This is a genomic window from Niallia sp. Man26 (assembly GCF_022049065.2).
Classification (GTDB): Bacteria; Bacillota; Bacilli; order Bacillales; family Cytobacillaceae; genus Niallia.
Map to the genome: position 1 here is coordinate 932783 of NZ_CP095743.1, position 17519 is coordinate 950301.

A 17519-nucleotide genomic window follows, 5' to 3' on the forward strand; every position below is an offset into this window, starting at 1 on the left:
CCTACTTATGAATTCGCACAGTTACATTCATACCAGGTACTAAATCTAAACCACCATAGTTATCAATCGAGATTTTTACAGGAATGACTTGCGTTTCTTTTGTGTAGTCGCCTGAAGAATTGCTGCTAGGAAGCAAAGAGAATGTGCTTGATGTTGCTAAGCCTAAAGAATCGACTTTACCAGTAAGAGTTGTATCTGGATATGCATCTACATAAAGATCGACATCTTGACCGACCTTTACATCATTTAAGTCCGTTTCATCAACATTTGCTGTAACCCAAAGATTGTTCATATCATATGCTTTAGCAAGAGAAGTACCTGCTGCTACGAATGAGTTTTCTACTGCTGAAGATTGGACAACCGTGCTGTTAGCAGGAACGTTTACATTGATTTTTGAAGTTCCAGTTTCTGTTGTTACTTCAACTGTACCGATTTTTTCGTTTTTGCCGAATTTTTCTCCGACATCACCGCTCCAGTTCGTTAATTTACCTGTTGCAGGGGAAGCAATGCTTACTTGCTGTCCAGCGATTTGGGCATTATCTGTTGAGATATACGAAACTGATTTGTCATAGAAATAATAGCCGGTAAAACCGCCGCCTACTAAGACAACTAGTAGGATGATGTTAATAAGTATCATGCGTCTTGCATTCATTCTTGAAAGTCCTCCTTAGAATTGAGAATCGTTAAGATTTTGTTGTTTAATTCAAGCAGTTTTTGTATATCTTCGTCTGGGAATTGCATTATTTCTTTTATTTTGCGGGCAACGACAGAGTCAGAATGCATCAGTGCTTCTAATTTTTCATTTCCTAGCTTTGTCAGATGTAGATTGACAGCTCTTCTGTCGGTTGTTTGAGTTGTCCGTTCAATCATATCCTGCTGCACAAGGCGGTCAATCACACCGCTGACAGTACTTTTTGTCAGACGTAATTTGTCTGCAAGCTCGCCTAAGCTTATATTCGGCTGAAATGAAACCCGATATAAAGCTTTTAGCTGAACAGCAGTCAAACCCATCCGGTCTGCATCTTCCTTTAGGAGCTGATAGTAAGCCTTGCTTATTCTTGCGTACGATCGAATCAGCTCATTGTTTAAAGCTTCTTTCACGCCATGCCTCCTTTTCCCTTATGAAATAAACTACCCAACCAGACATAAAAAATGCTGGAATTAATACCTTGTCAAAAATAGTTCGTATACGAACTATATCGCAAGAGCTATCTTCGCATAATTAATTAGGAGTATCATTAAAAGAAGTTAAAAAAATGATGAGAAAATAATGAGTGGAAAGTAGCTATATTAAAATAGAAGGAAAGCGGTTTATTAAACAGAGGAAAGACCCTTTTCAAAGGAAAAGGGCCATAGAAATCAACTGTTTAAATCATATAATCCTGGGCTGTGCTCATTTGGCATATCAGGAAGTTCAGGGACAGGATAGCCTTGAGGAGGCTCAACGACTTTAAGCTCTCCTTTATTTCTGCTTGGTGACTCACCTTGGAAAATCTCGCCGATTCTAGTGTCATCAAGACGGAAGTTGAATTGAGCATTATGGAAGCCTAAGTCTACATACTTGCGGCATTCAGGGTACTTATTGATGTCATAGTTTGGAACTGGGAATAGTTTTGCCCAGTTTACGCCTAATGTTTCAAGTGCTTTGGCGAAGGCATTTTGGTGTGCGTTGTCACGAACAATTAAAAATGCCAAAGTTTCACGGAATGTTTTGTTTGAGCTCATTTCATATAAACGTGATTTTTGCAAAACACCTGTTGACTCAAGAACTAAGTTATCAAGAAGATCAGCAACTAAGTTCCCGTGGCTGTATACATAGTTTCCTGTCCATGGGTTTCCACCGGCATCAACTGGCAGAGAAGCCTGTGCACCCATTATATAATGATGTGGGTTAACATTTTCTGTTGCAACATGAAGTGGTGCATTGCTTTCGCCAACAGAACCTACACCTATATCACCTGAACCATTGAGCAGCTGATTAATAGTTGTCTGAACGAGCTCCACATGGCTTAGCTCTTCAAGGAATACACCACGAATCAAGTCGCGATATTGTTTAGCTTTTCCACGGAAGTTAGCACTTTGGAAAGAGAACTGCATCATTGTTCTCATTTCTCCAAAACGCCCGCCTAATGCTTCTTGAAGGACTTTTGCTGCGGCTGGGTCTGGTTTATCAGGAACAATTACATTTATTAAATCTTCTTTATAGAAATACAAGATGATACCTCCAATGGTATTTTTTTAATTTTTATCATTTTTTATTGTTGATTAATTTTCTTTTTTTATTCCACCCTTTTTAGAAACGAACCAAAAAGGGGATAGTAAATATATAATGAACAATCGAAATTGTTAAAATATTTTTTTCGAAAATAATAGTTGATGAAAGAAATTTTTTTTCGTATAATAAGTACATAGGAAATGAAAACACTTACAAATAAACAACTTTGACTAGGAGGTACATCATATGGATGCCTACTTATTAATTATCACACTAGTTTCAATCGTCCTTGTTATATTAGGAGTTTCCCTGTTTAAATGGCATGCATTTATCAGCTTAACAGTTGCAAGCTTATTTCTAGCCATTTTCTCAGGACTATCTTGGGATAAAATTGTAAGCGCTTATGAGACGGGCGTAGGTGGCGTATTAGGTCATTTAGTCGGGATTTTGGCGCTTGGAACAATACTTGGAAAAATGCTGTCCGAATCTGGGGCAGGGCTGCAAATTGCAAACTTCTTTGTTAGAGTTTTTGGAGAAAAGAAACTGCCATGGGCAATGTTCTTCTCTGGGTTTATTATCGGAATTCCCGTTTTCTTTGAAGTTGGTATTTTAATACTGCTTCCACTTGTTATCTCTATACAGAAAGCAACAAAGAAAAACATTCTTTTGATTGCTTTGCCAGGTATTGCTGGTTTGTCAATCGTTCATGGTTTAGTGCCGCCGCATCCAGGTGCTATTGCGGCAATCGGAATCTTTGATGCAAATCTAGGAAAAGTATTGCTTTACTCACTTATCATTGCACTTCCAGCCGGGATTGTCGGCGGACCGCTGTTTGCTAAATATATTTATAAACGTGTTGTACCACAAGGCGAGCCAGAATTAGTTCGTGTGGAAGAAAAAGACGAAAAGGCACTGCCAAGTGTAGGTATTTCTTTCTTCTCTATCTTGCTGCCTGTTATTTTAATGATTATCGGAACTGCTGCACCATATATGAAATTCTTGCCTGGTGAAGTTCAAAAAGCACTAGCATTTATTGGAAGTCCATTGGTTTCACTGCTGCTTGCTGTATTCTTTGCATTCTATTTCCTTGGCTTCAAGCAGGGAATAGGCAAGGAAAAATTGAAAAAATTCACAGAGGACTGCATCTTGCCAGTCGGATCAATCGTGTTAATCATCGGTGCTGGCGGAGCATTTAAACAAGTGCTGATTGACAGTGGTGTTGGTACTACAATCGGTAATATGTCTGAAAGCTTATCTTTGTCTCCATTAGTTTTAGCCTTTATGATTGCAGGACTTATCCGAATTGCGACAGGGTCTGCGACAGTTGCTTTAACAACTGCAGCAGGAATTGTGTCTCCAATAATTGCAGGTATGTCTGGAGTTAATGTGGAATTGCTTGTATTAGCAACAGGAGCAGGTTCCTTAATGTTCTCTCATGTCAATGACGCTGGTTTCTGGATGGTGAAGGAATATTTAGGATTGTCAGTAGAGGAAACATTCAAAACTTGGACAGTTCTTGAGACGGTTCTTTCATTCGTTGCCTTTGCAGGAGTATTGATTTTGGATCTGTTTGTATAATAAATAAAGAAAAAGGGTGCCAACCTTGAAGCTGTCAAGGTTGGCACCCTTTTTATGTTACATTCTCGTATCGGAGATAGCATTTCTGATTTTCTTTAGTGACTTATTGGCTGTATCTTTATTTAAAATCATCATATTAACATACAGAGCATCAATCAGGCTTAATTGAGCAATCCGGGAGGAAAGGGCCTCAGACCTGAATTCTGTTTCCTCTGAGCTTGTAAACAGTGCCACATCTGCATGTTGAGCGATTGGTGATTTTGGATATCCTGTAATGCTAATCGTTTTGGCGCCATTGGTTTTTGCTGTTTTTAAGATATTGATTGTATCTTTGTTCGTACCGGAATGGGAGATGACGACAGCTACATCACGATCAGAAAGCTGGGAGGCAGACATCAGCTGAAAATGTGAATCAATGAATGTAAACGCTTTTATTCCTGTGCGCACAAATTTATGAAATGCATCCATTGCAATGACTGCTGATCCTCCAGTTCCATAAAACTCTACACGCTGTGCTGCAAGCAAAAAATCTGCCGCTTTTTGTATGGACGAACCGTTTACCAGCTGCAAAGTATTTTCCAATGTGCGAATATTCGACATAAACACCTTTTCTGTCACTGTTTTCACATTATCCTGTTCATTTATCTCTTCATGGATATGCTGGATAGGCTCAATGATTTCAGATGCGAGCGCGATTTTCATCGCTTGATAGCCTTTAAAGCCTATTCGTTTGCAAAATCGAAATACAGTTGCATCTGCAACGTTTAAATCCTCTGCAAGCTCATTGATTGTACTGTGAATAATTTTTTCAGGGTTTTCTAATATATAATCTGCAATCTTTTTTTCTTTTTCACTTAGTCTTGCATAATAGGAGCGGATTTTTCCTAAGCAGTTTTGTGCCATATCATTTGATTCCTTTCGACATATTATAAGTATAGTATAGCATATTCAAAATTAGAAAAAATATTTTTTAATACGCTTTCATTAATGAAAAAAATTTCGTATAATAAAGATGAGAGAGAAAATTTTTTTCATGAGGGAGCGTTATAAAAATGAATATTGGATTAATAGGTCTAGGAAAAATGGGATTCAATTTAGCAGAGAATTTATTGGATCATAATTATAGTGTAACAGCTTTTGACTTAAATGTAAGCGCTGTAGAAAAAATTTCAGCAGCTGGTGCCCTTGGTGTAAAGACAATAGCAGATTTAGCTGCTAGTTTGCCAAGTCCGCGGGTGATTTGGGTAATGGTACCATCAGGAAAAATTACCGAGGATGTTATCTTAGAGCTTAGCGAGCAATTAGAAGAAGGGGATATTATCATAGAAGGTGGCAATTCCCATTATCAGGACACAAAAAGGAGAGCAGCTGAGCTGAAAACAAAAGGCATTCATTATCTTGATGTAGGCACTAGCGGGGGAACAAGTGGAGCTAGAAACGGTGCGTGCATGATGATTGGAGGAGACAAAGACGTCTTCACAAGTGTGGAAGGCCTTTTTAGAGATATTTGTGTGGAGAATGGTTATTTATATACAGGAGAAATTGGCAGCGGCCATTTCTTAAAAATGGTTCATAACGGAATTGAGTATGGAATGATGCAGTCAATTGCAGAGGGGTTTGAATTGCTTGAGAAAAGTGAATTCAACTTTGACCATGAGCAGGTTGCGAAAGTTTGGAATAATGGCTCTGTCATCCGCTCATGGCTGATGGAATTAACACAAAATGCCTTCTCGAAAGATCCAAAACTTGAAAGCATTAAAGGAGTAATGCATTCATCAGGAGAAGGAAAGTGGACACTGGAAACAGCACTTGATCTGCAAGTGGCGATGCCTGTGACTGCGATGTCGCTTATGATGCGCTACCGTTCGTTAGAGGAGGATACATTCACAGGAAAAGTCGTAGCTTCATTAAGAAATGAATTCGGAGGCCATAGTGTAGAGAAGAAGTAAAAAAAGCTGCAGCTAATTGCTGCAGCCTCTTTTTATTTAACCCACTTGCGCTGGAAGTCAGCGATATACTCATACTCATTATTAAGCAATCTGGAGATACGGATAAAGATTGGTGTTAAATCTTCATAGATGACAACATTCTCTTTGATAGGCTTATGAGCATGTGTGCTGCCGACAAGCTCTTTCATAATGCTGAAATCTTCAATTTCTCCAAGTCCATACATGCCGAGAACGACTGCACCAAGGCAAGAGCTTTCAAAGCTTTCAGGGACTGTCACTTCCTGATTAAAGATGTCAGCCATCATTTGCCTCCAAAGCTCAGACCGGGCAAAACCGCCAGTAGCCTGGATTTGCTTCGGCTCACCGATTACCTCCTGCAAAGCAAGCATTACTGTATACAGATTTAATATAACGCCTTCAAGCACAGCTCTCACCATATGTTCTTTCTTATGGTGAAGACCAAGTCCAAAGAAGGAGCCTCTTGCGTTCGAATTCCAAAGCGGAGCTCGTTCCCCTGCTAAATATGGATGAAACAGAAGTCCGTCTGCTCCAGGAAGAACGCGGGAAGCAATCTTCGTTAACACTTCATACGGATCAATGCCTAGACGCTTTGCAGTCTCCACTTCTGATGAAGCCAGTTCATCACGAACCCATCTGAACGTCATTCCGCCGTTATTGACAGGACCGCCGACTACCCAATGGTTTTCTGTGAGGCAGTAGCAGAAAGTCCGCCCTTTTGGATCTGTCACAGGTTTATCTGTTACAGTTCGGATTGCACCGCTCGTGCCGATTGTGACAGCTACCACGCCAGGATCAATAGCATTTACACCTAGATTGGATAGAACTCCGTCATTGGCTCCAACGATAAAAGGAACTTCTTGAGAGAGACCGAGCTCTAAAGCAAGCTCTTCCTTGAGACCTGTGACAGCGTGTGTTGTCGGAACAGGTAAAGGCAAATGGTCTGGAGTTATTCCAGCAATTTCAAGTGCTTCTTTATCCCAGTCAAGCTGTTCTAGGTTAAACAAACCTGTAGCAGAAGCAATGGAATAATCGACAATGAATTCTCCAAAGAAATGATGAAAGATATATTCCTTTATACCAATAAATTTAGCAGTTTTTGTGAAAATCTCCGGATGATCAGCTCTAAGCCAAGCGATTTTTGCAAGAGGAGACATCGGATGGATTGGAGTGCCTGTGCGCTTGTATATTTCCATCCCATTTAACTCATTCTTAATTTTATCTGCCCATTCAGCTGAACGGCTGTCTGCCCACGTGATGCATTTAGTCAGGGGTTTGTTTTTATCATCGAGAGCAATTATACTGTGCATCGCAGCACTGAAGGAAACAAGCTTTAATTTCTCCAGCTCGACATTACCTTTTTTCAATGTAGTCTTGATTGCTTCTTTCGCAGCAGAAAGTATTTCATCAGGGTCTTGCTCGGCAATGGCAGGTGCAGGGCTGTAAAGCGGGTATTCAACATGATGCATGCTGATTACCTTGCCAGCTTCGCCGAATAATACAGCTTTTGTGCTTGTCGTTCCAATATCAACACCTAAATAGAAGGAATCCTTAAACATTACGAAATCTCCTTTATCATAAAATCCTTAAATATAAATTAAGAGTAAACGGTAACAAAAAAAATTTCTAGAAAACATAAACTTGTTAGAAAAATTTTTTCTTCTCTTTTATTTTAAAGCATCTTTTTTATTTTTGGAACTGTTTTCATTAAAAGAATAAAAGAAACAGGACAAGAAATCAAACATCACGGCGACAAATATCCCTTCGTAACTCGAATTATAGGGAAATTTTTGTAAGGGATATTCTTGAAAAAGCGGAAGCGGGCACTTAGACTAAAACTTGTAATTGGTAGCGGTTACATATTGCGCTATTAGGAATGATCCCCGTCTGACATCATAGAAATACAAAATTTTTTCTTTAAGTTTGTAAGCGGTTGCAAGTTTGTCTGATGTTTTAAAGAGATGAACGTGTTAGACTCTGAGTTTATTTAAGGGAGTGGGGTCCTCTTAGATAGTCAGAAATCAAACAGAGAAAAGAGGGGAAGAAACATGAAAAAAAGCAAGCTGATTTTGTTAACAATCGTCATGATTTTAGTGCTTGTGCCAATACTGCAAGCCTGCAGTTCCAAATCAGGCACTTCGGGGTCAGACGATACAGTCCAGCTCACCTTCTCAGCATGGGGAAATCCAGCTGAGATAAAGGTGTATCAAAAAGCGGTCGATGGATTCATGAAAGAAAATCCAAATATTAAAGTGAAGTTAGTACCAATCCCAAGTGATGGGTATATTCAAAAGCTGCAAACACAGCTGCAAGGAAGCCAAGCACCAGATGTATTCTATGTCGGTGACGGTGATATTTCCAAAATTATTGAAACAGGCAAGCTTGCACCGCTCGGTGAATTTATGAACAGCTCGGAAAGCTATGCAAAACCAGATGAATTTGCAGAAGGGTTATGGGGAGCGGCTAAAAAAGACAATGAGATTTACGGCATCACAGTCGATTGCAATCCGATGCTTATATATTACAATAAAAAGCTGTTTTCAGAGCTTGGAATTAAGTCTCCTCAGGACTATTATGACGAAGGCAAATGGAACTTCGAAGCGATGAAGGAAGTGACTGATGCCCTGCGTGACGGCGGCAAATACGGATTAATTGTTGATAACTCATGGAATACTCTTTTCAGCTGGATTTGGGCTAACGGCGGGGAAATTTACAACAAAGAGACTGGCGAATTCATTCTCGATCAAAATGAAAAAGGAATTGGCGCAATGAGTTTCTTGGAGCAAATGATTAAAGGAAAGAACTTCACTTATTCAGGTTCTCTGCCGAAAGGTCAAGGCTCTGAGGCGATGTTTATGTCAGGGCAAGTTGGCATGGTTACTGCAGGCAGATGGTTCACACCACTTTTCCATGAAAATAAATCATTAGAATGGGATTATATTTCATGGCCATCTAATACAGAAAATAAGCAAGAGCCTGTTGCCATTCCGACTGCATATCTAGCTGCTAATAAAGATTCAAAAAATAAAGAGGCGGCGATGAAATTTGTTTCTTACTACACATCTAAGGTAGGGCAAGAGCAGCGTCTTAACGGTATCGGAAATGCAATTCCTTCTATCAATGGTATTGATGAAGCAATTACTAGCTCCAATGTTCCAGAGCATGTCAACTATATTATTGAAGCAAGGGAAAAAGGCTATGCAAACGCAATTCAATCCACCATTCCTGGGTTGGATAAGGAAGTCAATGACATTATGGACTTGATGTATCTTGGCAAAGATGATGCCCAGACAACAGTAGATAAACTGACGAAAAAAGCGAAAGAAATGATTGAAGAACATAAAGCGGAATAAAAAAGTAAATGGAGGAAGGGGAAGGAATTCCTTTCCCCCTTCTATTTTAAAAAAAGTGGGTGAACGCTGATGAGAGGCCGACAAAATCTTTGGGGATATGCATTTTTAGCTCCGCAATTAATCGGATTAATACTATTTTCATTGATTCCAGTTATCTTCACATTAACATTGAGCTTTATGAAATGGGACGGGTTTGGCGCTAAAGAATTTATTGGGTTAGCTAACTATATCGATCAATTTCAAGATGCCGACTTTTGGAAGGCCTTAGGAAATACGGTTTATTATACAATTTTAGTCATTCCTGTCAGTATCGCTTTGTCATTAGCGGTTGCAATTGCTCTCAATAAAATTAAGGGCAAAAATTTCTACAGACTTTTTTATTTTATGCCTGTTGTTACAAGCTCTGTTTCTATCGGGGTTATCTGGATGTGGATTTTAAATGGAGACTTCGGCATATTAAATCAAATTCTAGCAAACTTTGGAATTAAAGGACCAATGTGGCTGACAGACACAAACTGGGTCATGCCATCGATTGCTATTCTAAGTATCTGGTGGGGACTAGGACATAATATGGTTATTTTTTTGGCAGGCCTGCAGGGGATTTCTAAATCCTATTATGAGGCGGCAGAAATAGACGGAGCAACAAAGTGGCAAAAGCTTCGCCATATTACCTTGCCTCTGCTATCACCAACGACCTTCTTCATTGCTATAATGGCAATTATTTCTTCTTTCCAAGTTTTTGATCAGGCTTATGTTATGACAAGCGGAGGACCTGCTAAATCGAGCTACACGTTTGTGTATCATATTTACGAAGCCGCCTTTGTTGATTTCAAAATGGGTATCAGCTCGGCAGCAGCAATGGTATTGTTTGTCATCATACTCGCATTTACGCTAATCCAATTCAAAATGTCGAAAAGGTGGGTGCATTATGAAGATCAATGACGTACCGGTTAATACAGCCCCCAAGCCTGTGGTTCCATTGCCAACAAAGAAAAAAATCTCTGTTCTGCGCATATTGCTCCATCTTGTCCTAATTGCTGGTGCCTTTTTGATGGTTGCACCTTTCCTTTGGACAATAAGCAGCTCACTGAAAGATATGTCGCAAATTTTCCTTGTGCCGCCGAAATGGTTCCCTAATCCTATTAATTTCCAAAACTATCCCAATTCCTTAACAGCCATGCCATTTGCAAAAGCTTATTTTAACAGCTTCTATATAACAGCAGTTGTTGTGCTTTTAAACTTGCTGACTTGTTCCATGGCTGCATTTGCTTTCGCAAAAATGCGCTTTTGCGGTTCCAATCTGCTGTTCATTATGTTCTTGGCAACAATGATGATACCGAAGCAAGTGACGATGGTGCCATTGTACTTAATTATGGATGCCTTTGGCTGGATTGATACACATCTATCCTTAATTGTTCCAGCTGGCTTGTTTAATGCATTCGGGGTGTTTTTATTGCGGCAGTTTATTAGAGGGATACCGAATGAACAAATCGAGGCAGCTGTATTAGATGGGGCAAACCCAATTCGGATTTATCGAAGCATCATACTGCCATTGATCAAACCAGCACTTGCTGCCTTCGGAATATTTGCCTTTATGGGAATATGGAACAGTTTTTTAGAGCCGCTGATTTATTTAACTTCACCAGAAAACTTCACTGTTCCGCTGCTCTTGAATACCTTTAAAGGCTTATATTTTACAGACTGGTCCTTGATGATGGCTGGAACGACCATTTCCATTATTCCAGTTATTATTGTCTATATTTTTGCCCAAAAACAAATTATTGAAGGCATCGCCTTAACGGGCTCTAAAGGCTAAAGTCATTGATGGTTAGAACTATCCTTAATGAGGTGATCTTATTAACAAGCTGATGAATGCGTGCACATGGTTATACCGCCTGCTGTATGCTAATCTTCTCTGGCTGCTGTTTACAGCCGCAGGACTTGTCCTGTTTGGAATTTTTCCTGCAACTGCAGCCATGTTTTCTTTAACGAAACAATGGCTCGAGGGAGCGGGAGATGACCATATGTTCCGAGAGTTTATGCTAAAGTTCAAAGCGTATTTCATCCAGGCAAATATTTTAGGGGCAATCGTTCTATTTACTGGTATCTTGCTGTATGTTGATTTCCAGTTTTTTTTACAAGCAGAGAGTACTATTTTTGTAGTTTTCAGATATACTCTACTGACTATTGCATTTGTTTATATCATTATGCTTCCATACTTATTTCCTCTATTAGTGGAAAAGAAACAAACTATAAGGGAAGTGCTGAAAAGTATGCTGTTTATGAGCATTACCCGGATTGCACACAGCGCAATTATGGTGATCGGCACTATCACGATTTTTGCTGTTTTCAGCCGATTCGCCGGCTTCTTCTTGTTATTCCTAGGAAGCACGATAGCGCTGTGGCTGACTTGGAATGTTAATACAGCATACAGGAACATACTGCGTAAACAAGCATAGCGGTTTTATAGAAGAATAGAGGGGAGAAAAACATATGTCCAAAATTACTTTCATCGGAGCAGGAAGCACTGTGTTTGCAAAAAATGTACTAGGAGACTGCATGATGGTCCCTGCACTGGAAGGTTTTGAGTTTGCTCTGTTTGATATTGATGAAGGCCGCTTGAAGGATTCGGAAAATATGCTGAACAATTTGCGTAACAACTATAATTGCTCTATTACGATAAAAGCTTATTCCAATCGGAAGGAAGCATTAAGAGGAGCAAAATATGTCATAAATGCCATCCAAGTTGGCGGGTATAAGCCTAGCACAGTTATCGACTTTGAGATTCCGAAAAAATACGGTCTGCGTCAAACAATTGCAGATACTGTTGGAATTGGCGGTATTTTCCGCAGTTTACGGACTATTCCTGTCATGCTTGAGTTTGCGAAGGATATGGAAGAAGTTTGTCCTGATGCCTTGTTTTTAAATTATACAAACCCAATGGCAGCACTTACTGGTGCGATGCTCCGTTATACGAATGTTAAGACAGTCGGACTGTGTCACAGTGTTCAAGTTTGTACATCCCATCTTTTAAAGTCTTTAGGGATAAAAGCCAGTAATGTAGAGGAGAAGATTGCCGGGATTAATCATATGGCATGGCTTTTGGAAGTAAAAGCAGACGGGCAGGACTTATATCCAGAAATAAAGAGGCGTGCGAGAGAAAAGCAATTGCAAAAGCATTCGGACATGGTCCGGTTTGAATTGATGGAGAGATTTGGTTTTTATGTGACTGAATCATCAGAGCATAATGCTGAATATCATCCATATTTCATTAAGAAGCGCTATCCTGAATTAATTGACCGCTTTCAAATTCCGTTGGATGAATATCCGCGCCGCTGTGTTCAGCAAATCGAAAACTGGGAAAAAATGCGCAAGGAGCTTGTACATAACAGCAATCTAACACATGTGCGCTCTCATGAATATGGTTCAAGAATTATCGAAGCGATGGAAACAAACAACCCTTTCAAATTTGGAGGCAATGTTTTAAACACAGGCGGCTTAATCAGCAACCTGCCTGAAAAGGCATGTGTCGAGGTGCCGTGCCTTGTTGATCGCAACGGGATATTGCCATGCTATATAGGCGAGCTTCCAGAGCAGCTAGCTGCATTAAACAGAACTAATATCAATACACAGCTGCTGACAATTGAAGCTGCTGTCACCCGGAAAAAAGAATATATTTATCAAGCAGCCCTGCTGGACCCTCATACTGCAGCTGAACTGTCTATTGATGATATTGTTGCCATGTGTGATGATTTAATTGAAGCACATGGAAGCTGGCTGCCGAATTACGAATGAAAAATGGATGCATCTATTATGGATGCATCCTGTTTTTTCTTTATTTAATTTTCAAAGCAAGATTTTGATTAACAGTACAATAGAAATGACAGTTTTTACTCTGCTGTTTCTTTAAGCTTTCTATAGATGCCGGGATATGCAATTGCACCTTTTGATAGTCATTGTAGCGCAAATAAAGATTGTACACTGATTTTGGAAGAGCGCTTAGCCACTCGAGCGGAATGGCTATTATTCCTTCACCATTTTCATCGACGGATGCAGGAAGGCTGAATTCTGATGCTGCGGACTGCCTGTCCCGTAAAAGAAGTTCTTGGATCGCTGCATCAACACCTGTTGCCTTCAAATGAAGGCTAATATGGTCCGTGTTAGGGGTGCAGTTGGCAAGCTCTGCATGAGCTGGAAGCTCGATATATTTATAGGGCTCTGCTAATGGTGACACCATAAAGACTTGATCATCTTTAAAATGAAAGTTCTTTATTTTTGTATTCGCATGCCAGCGGGTGAGTTCTTCCACTTCCTTATAGCAACCGTTTTTAAAAAGCTGATAGCATGCTTTGTTAATAGGCTTAAAGAAATGATCGCTAATGTCATAATCTAAACTCTTAGCTGTCCTTAATGTTTTTTTCATTGTCCATACATAGGCTTTCCTTTTCAAATAGTCATTTGCTTTATGCTTTACTGAAGATTTTTCACTTCGCAAAGTATGGTAACGGTTGATAAAGCCGGTAAAGCAGTCAAATTCATATAATCTGTTCAGTATCATCTTTTTTATAACAGGATCAAGTTCTTTGCCCTTAAAGTAGCGAATCACCTTTTGATTACATTTCATCTTATGTAGGACATTCGTTCTTGAAGTTAAGGAATCTTTATTTTCGTTTTGTCTGTTTAAATAGTAAATGACATCTTTTGTTGTTGAGATGGATTTACAGCATGCGAGCACATCCATAAAAAATTGCTTATCTTCGGCAAATTTCATGGCAGGAAACTTTAGGCCATTTTCTTTAATAATGCTCGTTTTCATCATTCTTGCTCGTGGTCCTAAGTGATGAAAGATATGGGGGATAGAAACTGGCGGAACATTCCTTCGCTCTGTGCTTGATTCATGCTCTCCCACGATTGCTGTACCGTCTGTCCGTATTTTCACAGTTTTACCCACGATATAATCATCATTTGTTTCTTTAAGCACATTATAAAGCTTTTCAAGCCCGGATAATTCAAACCAGTCATCTGCATCAAGGAATGAAATATAGGGAGCCTTAGCAAGCTTTATACCTAAGTTTCTTGGGTAGGCAGGTGTCCCTGTATTCTTCTTTAGGAATGCTAGCTTAATATTTGGATGTTTCTTGCTGTACTCAAGCAGAATGGAGCGGGTATTATCTGTTGAACCGTCATCCACGAGGATGTATTCAATTTTTTCTCCTAATGTTTGATTCAAAACAGAATCGATTGTTTTTTTTATAGTGGCATCATTGTTGTATACAGGTGTAACCACCGTTACAATGGGGGCTGCAGTCTGGTTGGGATGCTGGAAAAGCTCATAATCGCTGGCAGTTTTAGTTTTCGGCCGAAAAAAGAGTAGATTCATCTATCATCCAAACTTTCTTTAATGTATTTATTTGAAGCTATTAGTTAAACTAGTGCTATCACCATTATGAAATATTTAGTATAAAACTATACATTTTTCACGAAATTATGCTAGTTTTAGAAATAAAATCCAAGGGAAAGGGGAGAATAAAATAGAAGTATTGACAATATAAAGGGCAGTCATTTATAATCTGCTTGTAAGCGGTTTCGATTGATCGCTAAAAAAATAGGTCAGATAATCTAACAAAAACCAAGCATTATTTTTAATATTTGCTAGAATTGGTTTATATTGAATTAACTGGTCTAGACATCTAGTTATATAGTTGATAAATCATTTTCAGTTAGAAGGGATCATGTTATGACAATGAAGGAACAAGGTGAGCTTTTGCTTCTTAAAGACTTAACCATTTACACAGAAGAGGGAGTGCTCTCAGATGGTTATTTGCTTATGGAGAAAGGAAGGATTCATTCTTACGGAAAATTAGAGGGGCTTGAGAAGACAGAGAACGTGCAAACAATATCATTCCCTAAAGGAAGCAAGCTTATTCCAGGGATGATTGACATTCATATTCATGGGGCGAAAAATGCCGATGCGATGGATGGTTCACACGATGGACTAAAGACGATCGCCGAAATCCTGCCATATGAGGGAACAACAAGCTTTTTAGCGACAACGATGACACAAGGGCAGGAAGAAATTGAATCTGCGCTTACGTGCATTTCGGCATTTATAGAAACAGACAACAAACCAGGCCAGGCAGAAATTCTGGGCGTTCATTTAGAAGGACCATTTATTAATGAAAAGAGAGCAGGAGCACAGCCGCTCGATGCAATTAAAACGGCAGATATTGAGCTTTTCCAAAGATGGAATCAACTGGCTGGTAACCAGATTCGACTGGTTACATTAGCGCCTGAGAAGGAGAATGGGCTAAAGCTTGCAGCTTACTTAAAAGAGAATGGTATTGTCGCGTCAATGGGACACACAGATGCTGTTTATGAGGAAGTAGTTGAAGCCGTACAAGCAGGAATGAATCATGTTACACATCTATATAATGGCATGAGAGGTTTCCATCATAGAGACCCAGGCACAGCTGGAGCTGTCCTCCTTCATGATGAGTTAACAGCAGAGATGATTGTAGATGGAGTTCATATCCATCCAGAAATCGTCAAACTGACCTATAAACAAAAGGGGAAGGATAAAATCATTCTGATAACAGACAGCATGAGAGCAAAATGGCTTGAGGATGGTGTTTCCTCACTAGGCGGTCAGAAAGTAATTGTAAAAGACGGCAAAGCGTTGCTCGAAAATGGGGCTCTTGCTGGAAGCACTTTAAAGATGAATGATGCACTCACCAATATGATGGCTTTTACAGGCTGTTCGTTAGAGGATGTCATCACAATGGGTGCTTATAATCCAGCTAAACAAATTGGCGTTTTAGATAGAAAAGGCAGTATTAAAACAGGCAAGGATGCAGATTTAGTCGTACTAGATGACAACAATAAAGTAATCTTAACCATTTGCAGAGGAATAATCGCAGCAAAATCCGGAGGTGCAGAATAATGAAATGGATCGAAGTAGATAACTATGAAAAAATGAGTGCGCAGGCAGCAGATGCCATCATCAGACTTGTGAAGGAAAAGCCTGATGCTATTCTTGGTTTGGCAACTGGCGGAACACCTGCTGGGACATATAAACGTCTTGCAGAAGACTTTAAGCAAAACAAAACATCCTATGAAAACATCAAAACTGTTAACTTAGACGAATATGTGGGCTTAGAGGCAAATAGTGAACAAAGCTATTCCTATTATATGGATAAGCATCTGTTTGATCATATTGACATTAAAAGAGAAAATGTTCATCTTCCAAAGGCGGAAACACCGCCATATGAACAAGATGCCGCAGAATATGAGGAGCTGATCGACAAATTAGGAGGAGTGGACTTACAAATTCTTGGTATTGGCGAAAATGGCCATATTGGCTTCAATGAGCCGGGCACATCATTTACCTCGAAGACAAGTGTTGTCGAATTGGATGAGTCAACAAGAGAGGCAAATGCAAGATACTTTGAAAATCGCGATGACGTACCGACACATGCGATTTCTATGGGGATCTCTACCATCATGAAAAGCAGAAAAATTATTTTGCTCGCTTCAGGCAGCAAAAAAGCGCCGATCTTATATAATCTTTTCCAAACAGAGGTGACAGAGGATATTCCTGCATCTATTCTGAAGCAGCATCCAGATGTAACAATAATTGCAGACAGTGAAGCTTTGGCAATTTTGAAGGATAAAGAAGGAAGTGTGTATCGTTGATTATTAAGGATTCCCATATTCCAATCTATTTTCAGCTGGAAACGGAAATAAAGGAGCTTGTAAAGGGCTTAAATCCTGGGGACCCAATTAGTTCTGAAAGAGAATTTGCAGAGAAATATGACATCAGCAGAATGACTGTCCGTCAAGCTATCAATAATCTTGTCAATGAAGGTATTTTAGTTAGAAAGAGAGGCAAAGGAACCTTCGTTGCAGCACAGAAGGTAGAGCAGCCTCTTTCCGGCTTGACGAGTTTTTCAGAGGATATGCGTTCAAGGGGGATGAAGCCGCAGACGAAAATCCTTTCTTTTCAACAAATCAGTTCTGACAAAAATATTGCTGCAAAGCTGAAAATAGAAGAAAACATGCCGGTATATGAAGTGAGCCGTCTAAGGCTAGCAGATGAAAGTCCAATGGCGCTGGAGGTTTCTTATTTACCGGCCCATATTATCACTGACCTGACCGAAAAAACCATTCACGCCTCCCTTTATGATTATATTGAAAAGGAGCTGCAGCTTACAATCAGCCATGCATCACAAACGCTGGAGTCATCCCTTGCTCAAGGAAATGAATGCAATTTATTAAAAATTGAGGAAGGCGATCCTGTGCTGCTTATTGAACGCTACAGCTATTTGGAAAATGGAGCGGCCTTTGAGTATGTTAAATCCATTTACAGAGGAGACCGCTATAAATTTGTCATCGATATGAAGAGGTGAA

16 protein-coding genes are annotated in these 17519 nt (G+C 39.6%); 10 read left to right on the forward strand and 6 right to left on the reverse strand.

What is annotated here, in order from left to right; translation table 11 throughout:
* Position 1: 1 nt before the first annotated feature.
* From L8T27_RS04835 to L8T27_RS04845, 3 genes are all read right to left on the reverse strand, one after another.
* The gene (locus tag L8T27_RS04835) at positions 2 to 652 is read right to left on the reverse strand and encodes an HlyD family secretion protein (protein WP_233316764.1); all 651 of its coding nucleotides are present in this window, start codon (positions 650 to 652) and stop codon (positions 2 to 4) included.
* Positions 649 to 1101: a MarR family winged helix-turn-helix transcriptional regulator gene (locus tag L8T27_RS04840; protein ID WP_233316765.1), complete on the reverse strand. Its 453-nt coding sequence runs from the start codon at positions 1099 to 1101 to the stop codon at positions 649 to 651. The genes L8T27_RS04835 and L8T27_RS04840 overlap by 4 nt, the downstream gene beginning before the upstream one ends.
* A gap of 258 nt (positions 1102 to 1359) precedes the next feature.
* Entirely contained in the window at positions 1360 to 2214 is an 855-nt protein-coding gene (locus L8T27_RS04845) for a manganese catalase family protein (protein WP_233316766.1), read from the reverse strand.
* A 247-nt stretch (positions 2215 to 2461) separates the two neighbouring features.
* On the opposite strand from L8T27_RS04845, the gene L8T27_RS04850 reads away from it, so the two are divergent.
* Positions 2462 to 3793, forward strand: coding sequence for a GntT/GntP/DsdX family permease (locus L8T27_RS04850; RefSeq protein WP_233316767.1), 1332 nt, complete (start codon positions 2462 to 2464; stop codon positions 3791 to 3793).
* A 57-nt stretch (positions 3794 to 3850) separates the two neighbouring features.
* On the opposite strand, the gene L8T27_RS04855 is transcribed toward L8T27_RS04850, so the two are convergent.
* The gene (locus L8T27_RS04855) at positions 3851 to 4696 is read right to left on the reverse strand and encodes a MurR/RpiR family transcriptional regulator (protein WP_233316768.1); all 846 of its coding nucleotides are present in this window, start codon (positions 4694 to 4696) and stop codon (positions 3851 to 3853) included.
* Between the two features lie 149 nt (positions 4697 to 4845).
* Here L8T27_RS04855 and gnd point away from each other — a divergent pair, with 149 nt between their 5' ends.
* Positions 4846 to 5742 (forward strand): phosphogluconate dehydrogenase (NAD(+)-dependent, decarboxylating), encoded by an 897-nt coding sequence (gene gnd, locus L8T27_RS04860; RefSeq protein WP_237940981.1) that lies wholly within the window; start codon positions 4846 to 4848, stop codon positions 5740 to 5742.
* Positions 5743 to 5774: 32 nt separating this feature from the next.
* On the opposite strand, the gene gntK is transcribed toward gnd, so the two are convergent.
* Positions 5775 to 7319 (reverse strand): gluconokinase, encoded by a 1545-nt coding sequence (gene gntK, locus L8T27_RS04865; RefSeq protein ID WP_237940982.1) that lies wholly within the window; start codon positions 7317 to 7319, stop codon positions 5775 to 5777.
* Positions 7320 to 7808: 489 nt separating this feature from the next.
* On the opposite strand from gntK, the gene L8T27_RS04870 reads away from it, so the two are divergent.
* The 5 genes from L8T27_RS04870 (at position 7809) to melA (ending at position 12908) form a co-directional block, all read left to right on the forward strand.
* The gene (locus tag L8T27_RS04870; protein WP_237940984.1) at positions 7809 to 9113 is read left to right on the forward strand and encodes an ABC transporter substrate-binding protein; all 1305 of its coding nucleotides are present in this window, start codon (positions 7809 to 7811) and stop codon (positions 9111 to 9113) included.
* Between the two features lie 69 nt (positions 9114 to 9182).
* On the forward strand, positions 9183 to 10055 hold the full coding sequence (locus tag L8T27_RS04875) for a carbohydrate ABC transporter permease (RefSeq protein WP_396953793.1): 873 nt from the start codon (positions 9183 to 9185) through the stop codon (positions 10053 to 10055).
* Positions 10042 to 10929: a carbohydrate ABC transporter permease gene (locus L8T27_RS04880; RefSeq protein WP_237940986.1), complete on the forward strand. Its 888-nt coding sequence runs from the start codon at positions 10042 to 10044 to the stop codon at positions 10927 to 10929. The genes L8T27_RS04875 and L8T27_RS04880 overlap by 14 nt, the downstream gene beginning before the upstream one ends.
* Positions 10930 to 10981: 52 nt before the next feature.
* The gene (locus tag L8T27_RS04885; RefSeq protein WP_237940987.1) at positions 10982 to 11572 is read left to right on the forward strand and encodes a YesL family protein; all 591 of its coding nucleotides are present in this window, start codon (positions 10982 to 10984) and stop codon (positions 11570 to 11572) included.
* Positions 11573 to 11606: 34 nt separating this feature from the next.
* Complete coding sequence (gene melA, locus L8T27_RS04890; RefSeq protein ID WP_237940989.1) at positions 11607 to 12908, forward strand: alpha-glucosidase/alpha-galactosidase; 1302 nt, start codon at positions 11607 to 11609, stop codon at positions 12906 to 12908.
* A gap of 40 nt (positions 12909 to 12948) precedes the next feature.
* On the opposite strand, the gene L8T27_RS04895 is transcribed toward melA, so the two are convergent.
* Positions 12949 to 14493 carry a glycosyltransferase family 2 protein gene (locus tag L8T27_RS04895; protein WP_237940991.1) on the reverse strand — a complete coding sequence of 515 codons (1545 nt, stop codon included), beginning with the start codon at positions 14491 to 14493 and terminating at the stop codon, positions 12949 to 12951.
* Positions 14494 to 14856: 363 nt separating this feature from the next.
* Between L8T27_RS04895 and nagA the strand changes: the two genes are divergently transcribed.
* From nagA to L8T27_RS04910, 3 genes are read left to right on the forward strand one after another with little or no spacing between them, the layout of a single operon-like run.
* Entirely contained in the window at positions 14857 to 16053 is a 1197-nt protein-coding gene (nagA, locus tag L8T27_RS04900) for an N-acetylglucosamine-6-phosphate deacetylase (protein ID WP_237942255.1), read from the forward strand.
* A complete protein-coding gene (gene nagB / locus L8T27_RS04905; protein ID WP_233316776.1) occupies positions 16053 to 16805 on the forward strand; it encodes a glucosamine-6-phosphate deaminase in 753 nt (250 codons plus the stop codon). Before nagA ends, nagB begins: the two co-directional genes overlap by 1 nt.
* Positions 16802 to 17518, forward strand: a complete 717-nt coding sequence (locus L8T27_RS04910) for a GntR family transcriptional regulator (RefSeq protein WP_233316777.1) — start codon at positions 16802 to 16804, stop codon at positions 17516 to 17518. The genes nagB and L8T27_RS04910 overlap by 4 nt, the downstream gene beginning before the upstream one ends.
* The last annotated feature ends 1 nt before the right edge of the window (position 17519 follow it).

Bases quoted from the DNA above. Each gene is read 5' to 3' on its own strand.
- L8T27_RS04885 (WP_237940987.1), top strand. From the start codon at position 10,982: ATGAATGCGTGCACATGGTTATACCGCCTGCTGTATGCTAATCTTCTC.
- nagA (WP_237942255.1), top strand. From the start codon at position 14,857: ATGAAGGAACAAGGTGAGCTTTTGCTTCTTAAAGACTTAACCATTTAC.
- L8T27_RS04895 (WP_237940991.1), bottom strand. From the start codon at position 14,493: ATGAATCTACTCTTTTTTCGGCCGAAAACTAAAACTGCCAGCGATTAT.
- L8T27_RS04880 (WP_237940986.1), top strand. From the start codon at position 10,042: ATGAAGATCAATGACGTACCGGTTAATACAGCCCCCAAGCCTGTGGTT.
- gnd (WP_237940981.1), top strand. From the start codon at position 4,846: ATGAATATTGGATTAATAGGTCTAGGAAAAATGGGATTCAATTTAGCA.
- melA (WP_237940989.1), top strand. From the start codon at position 11,607: ATGTCCAAAATTACTTTCATCGGAGCAGGAAGCACTGTGTTTGCAAAA.
- L8T27_RS04850 (WP_233316767.1), top strand. From the start codon at position 2,462: ATGGATGCCTACTTATTAATTATCACACTAGTTTCAATCGTCCTTGTT.
- L8T27_RS04875 (WP_396953793.1), top strand. From the start codon at position 9,183: ATGAGAGGCCGACAAAATCTTTGGGGATATGCATTTTTAGCTCCGCAA.
- L8T27_RS04855 (WP_233316768.1), bottom strand. From the start codon at position 4,696: ATGGCACAAAACTGCTTAGGAAAAATCCGCTCCTATTATGCAAGACTA.
- L8T27_RS04835 (WP_233316764.1), bottom strand. From the start codon at position 652: ATGAATGCAAGACGCATGATACTTATTAACATCATCCTACTAGTTGTC.
- nagB (WP_233316776.1), top strand. From the start codon at position 16,053: ATGAAATGGATCGAAGTAGATAACTATGAAAAAATGAGTGCGCAGGCA.
- gntK (WP_237940982.1), bottom strand. From the start codon at position 7,319: ATGTTTAAGGATTCCTTCTATTTAGGTGTTGATATTGGAACGACAAGC.
- L8T27_RS04870 (WP_237940984.1), top strand. From the start codon at position 7,809: ATGAAAAAAAGCAAGCTGATTTTGTTAACAATCGTCATGATTTTAGTG.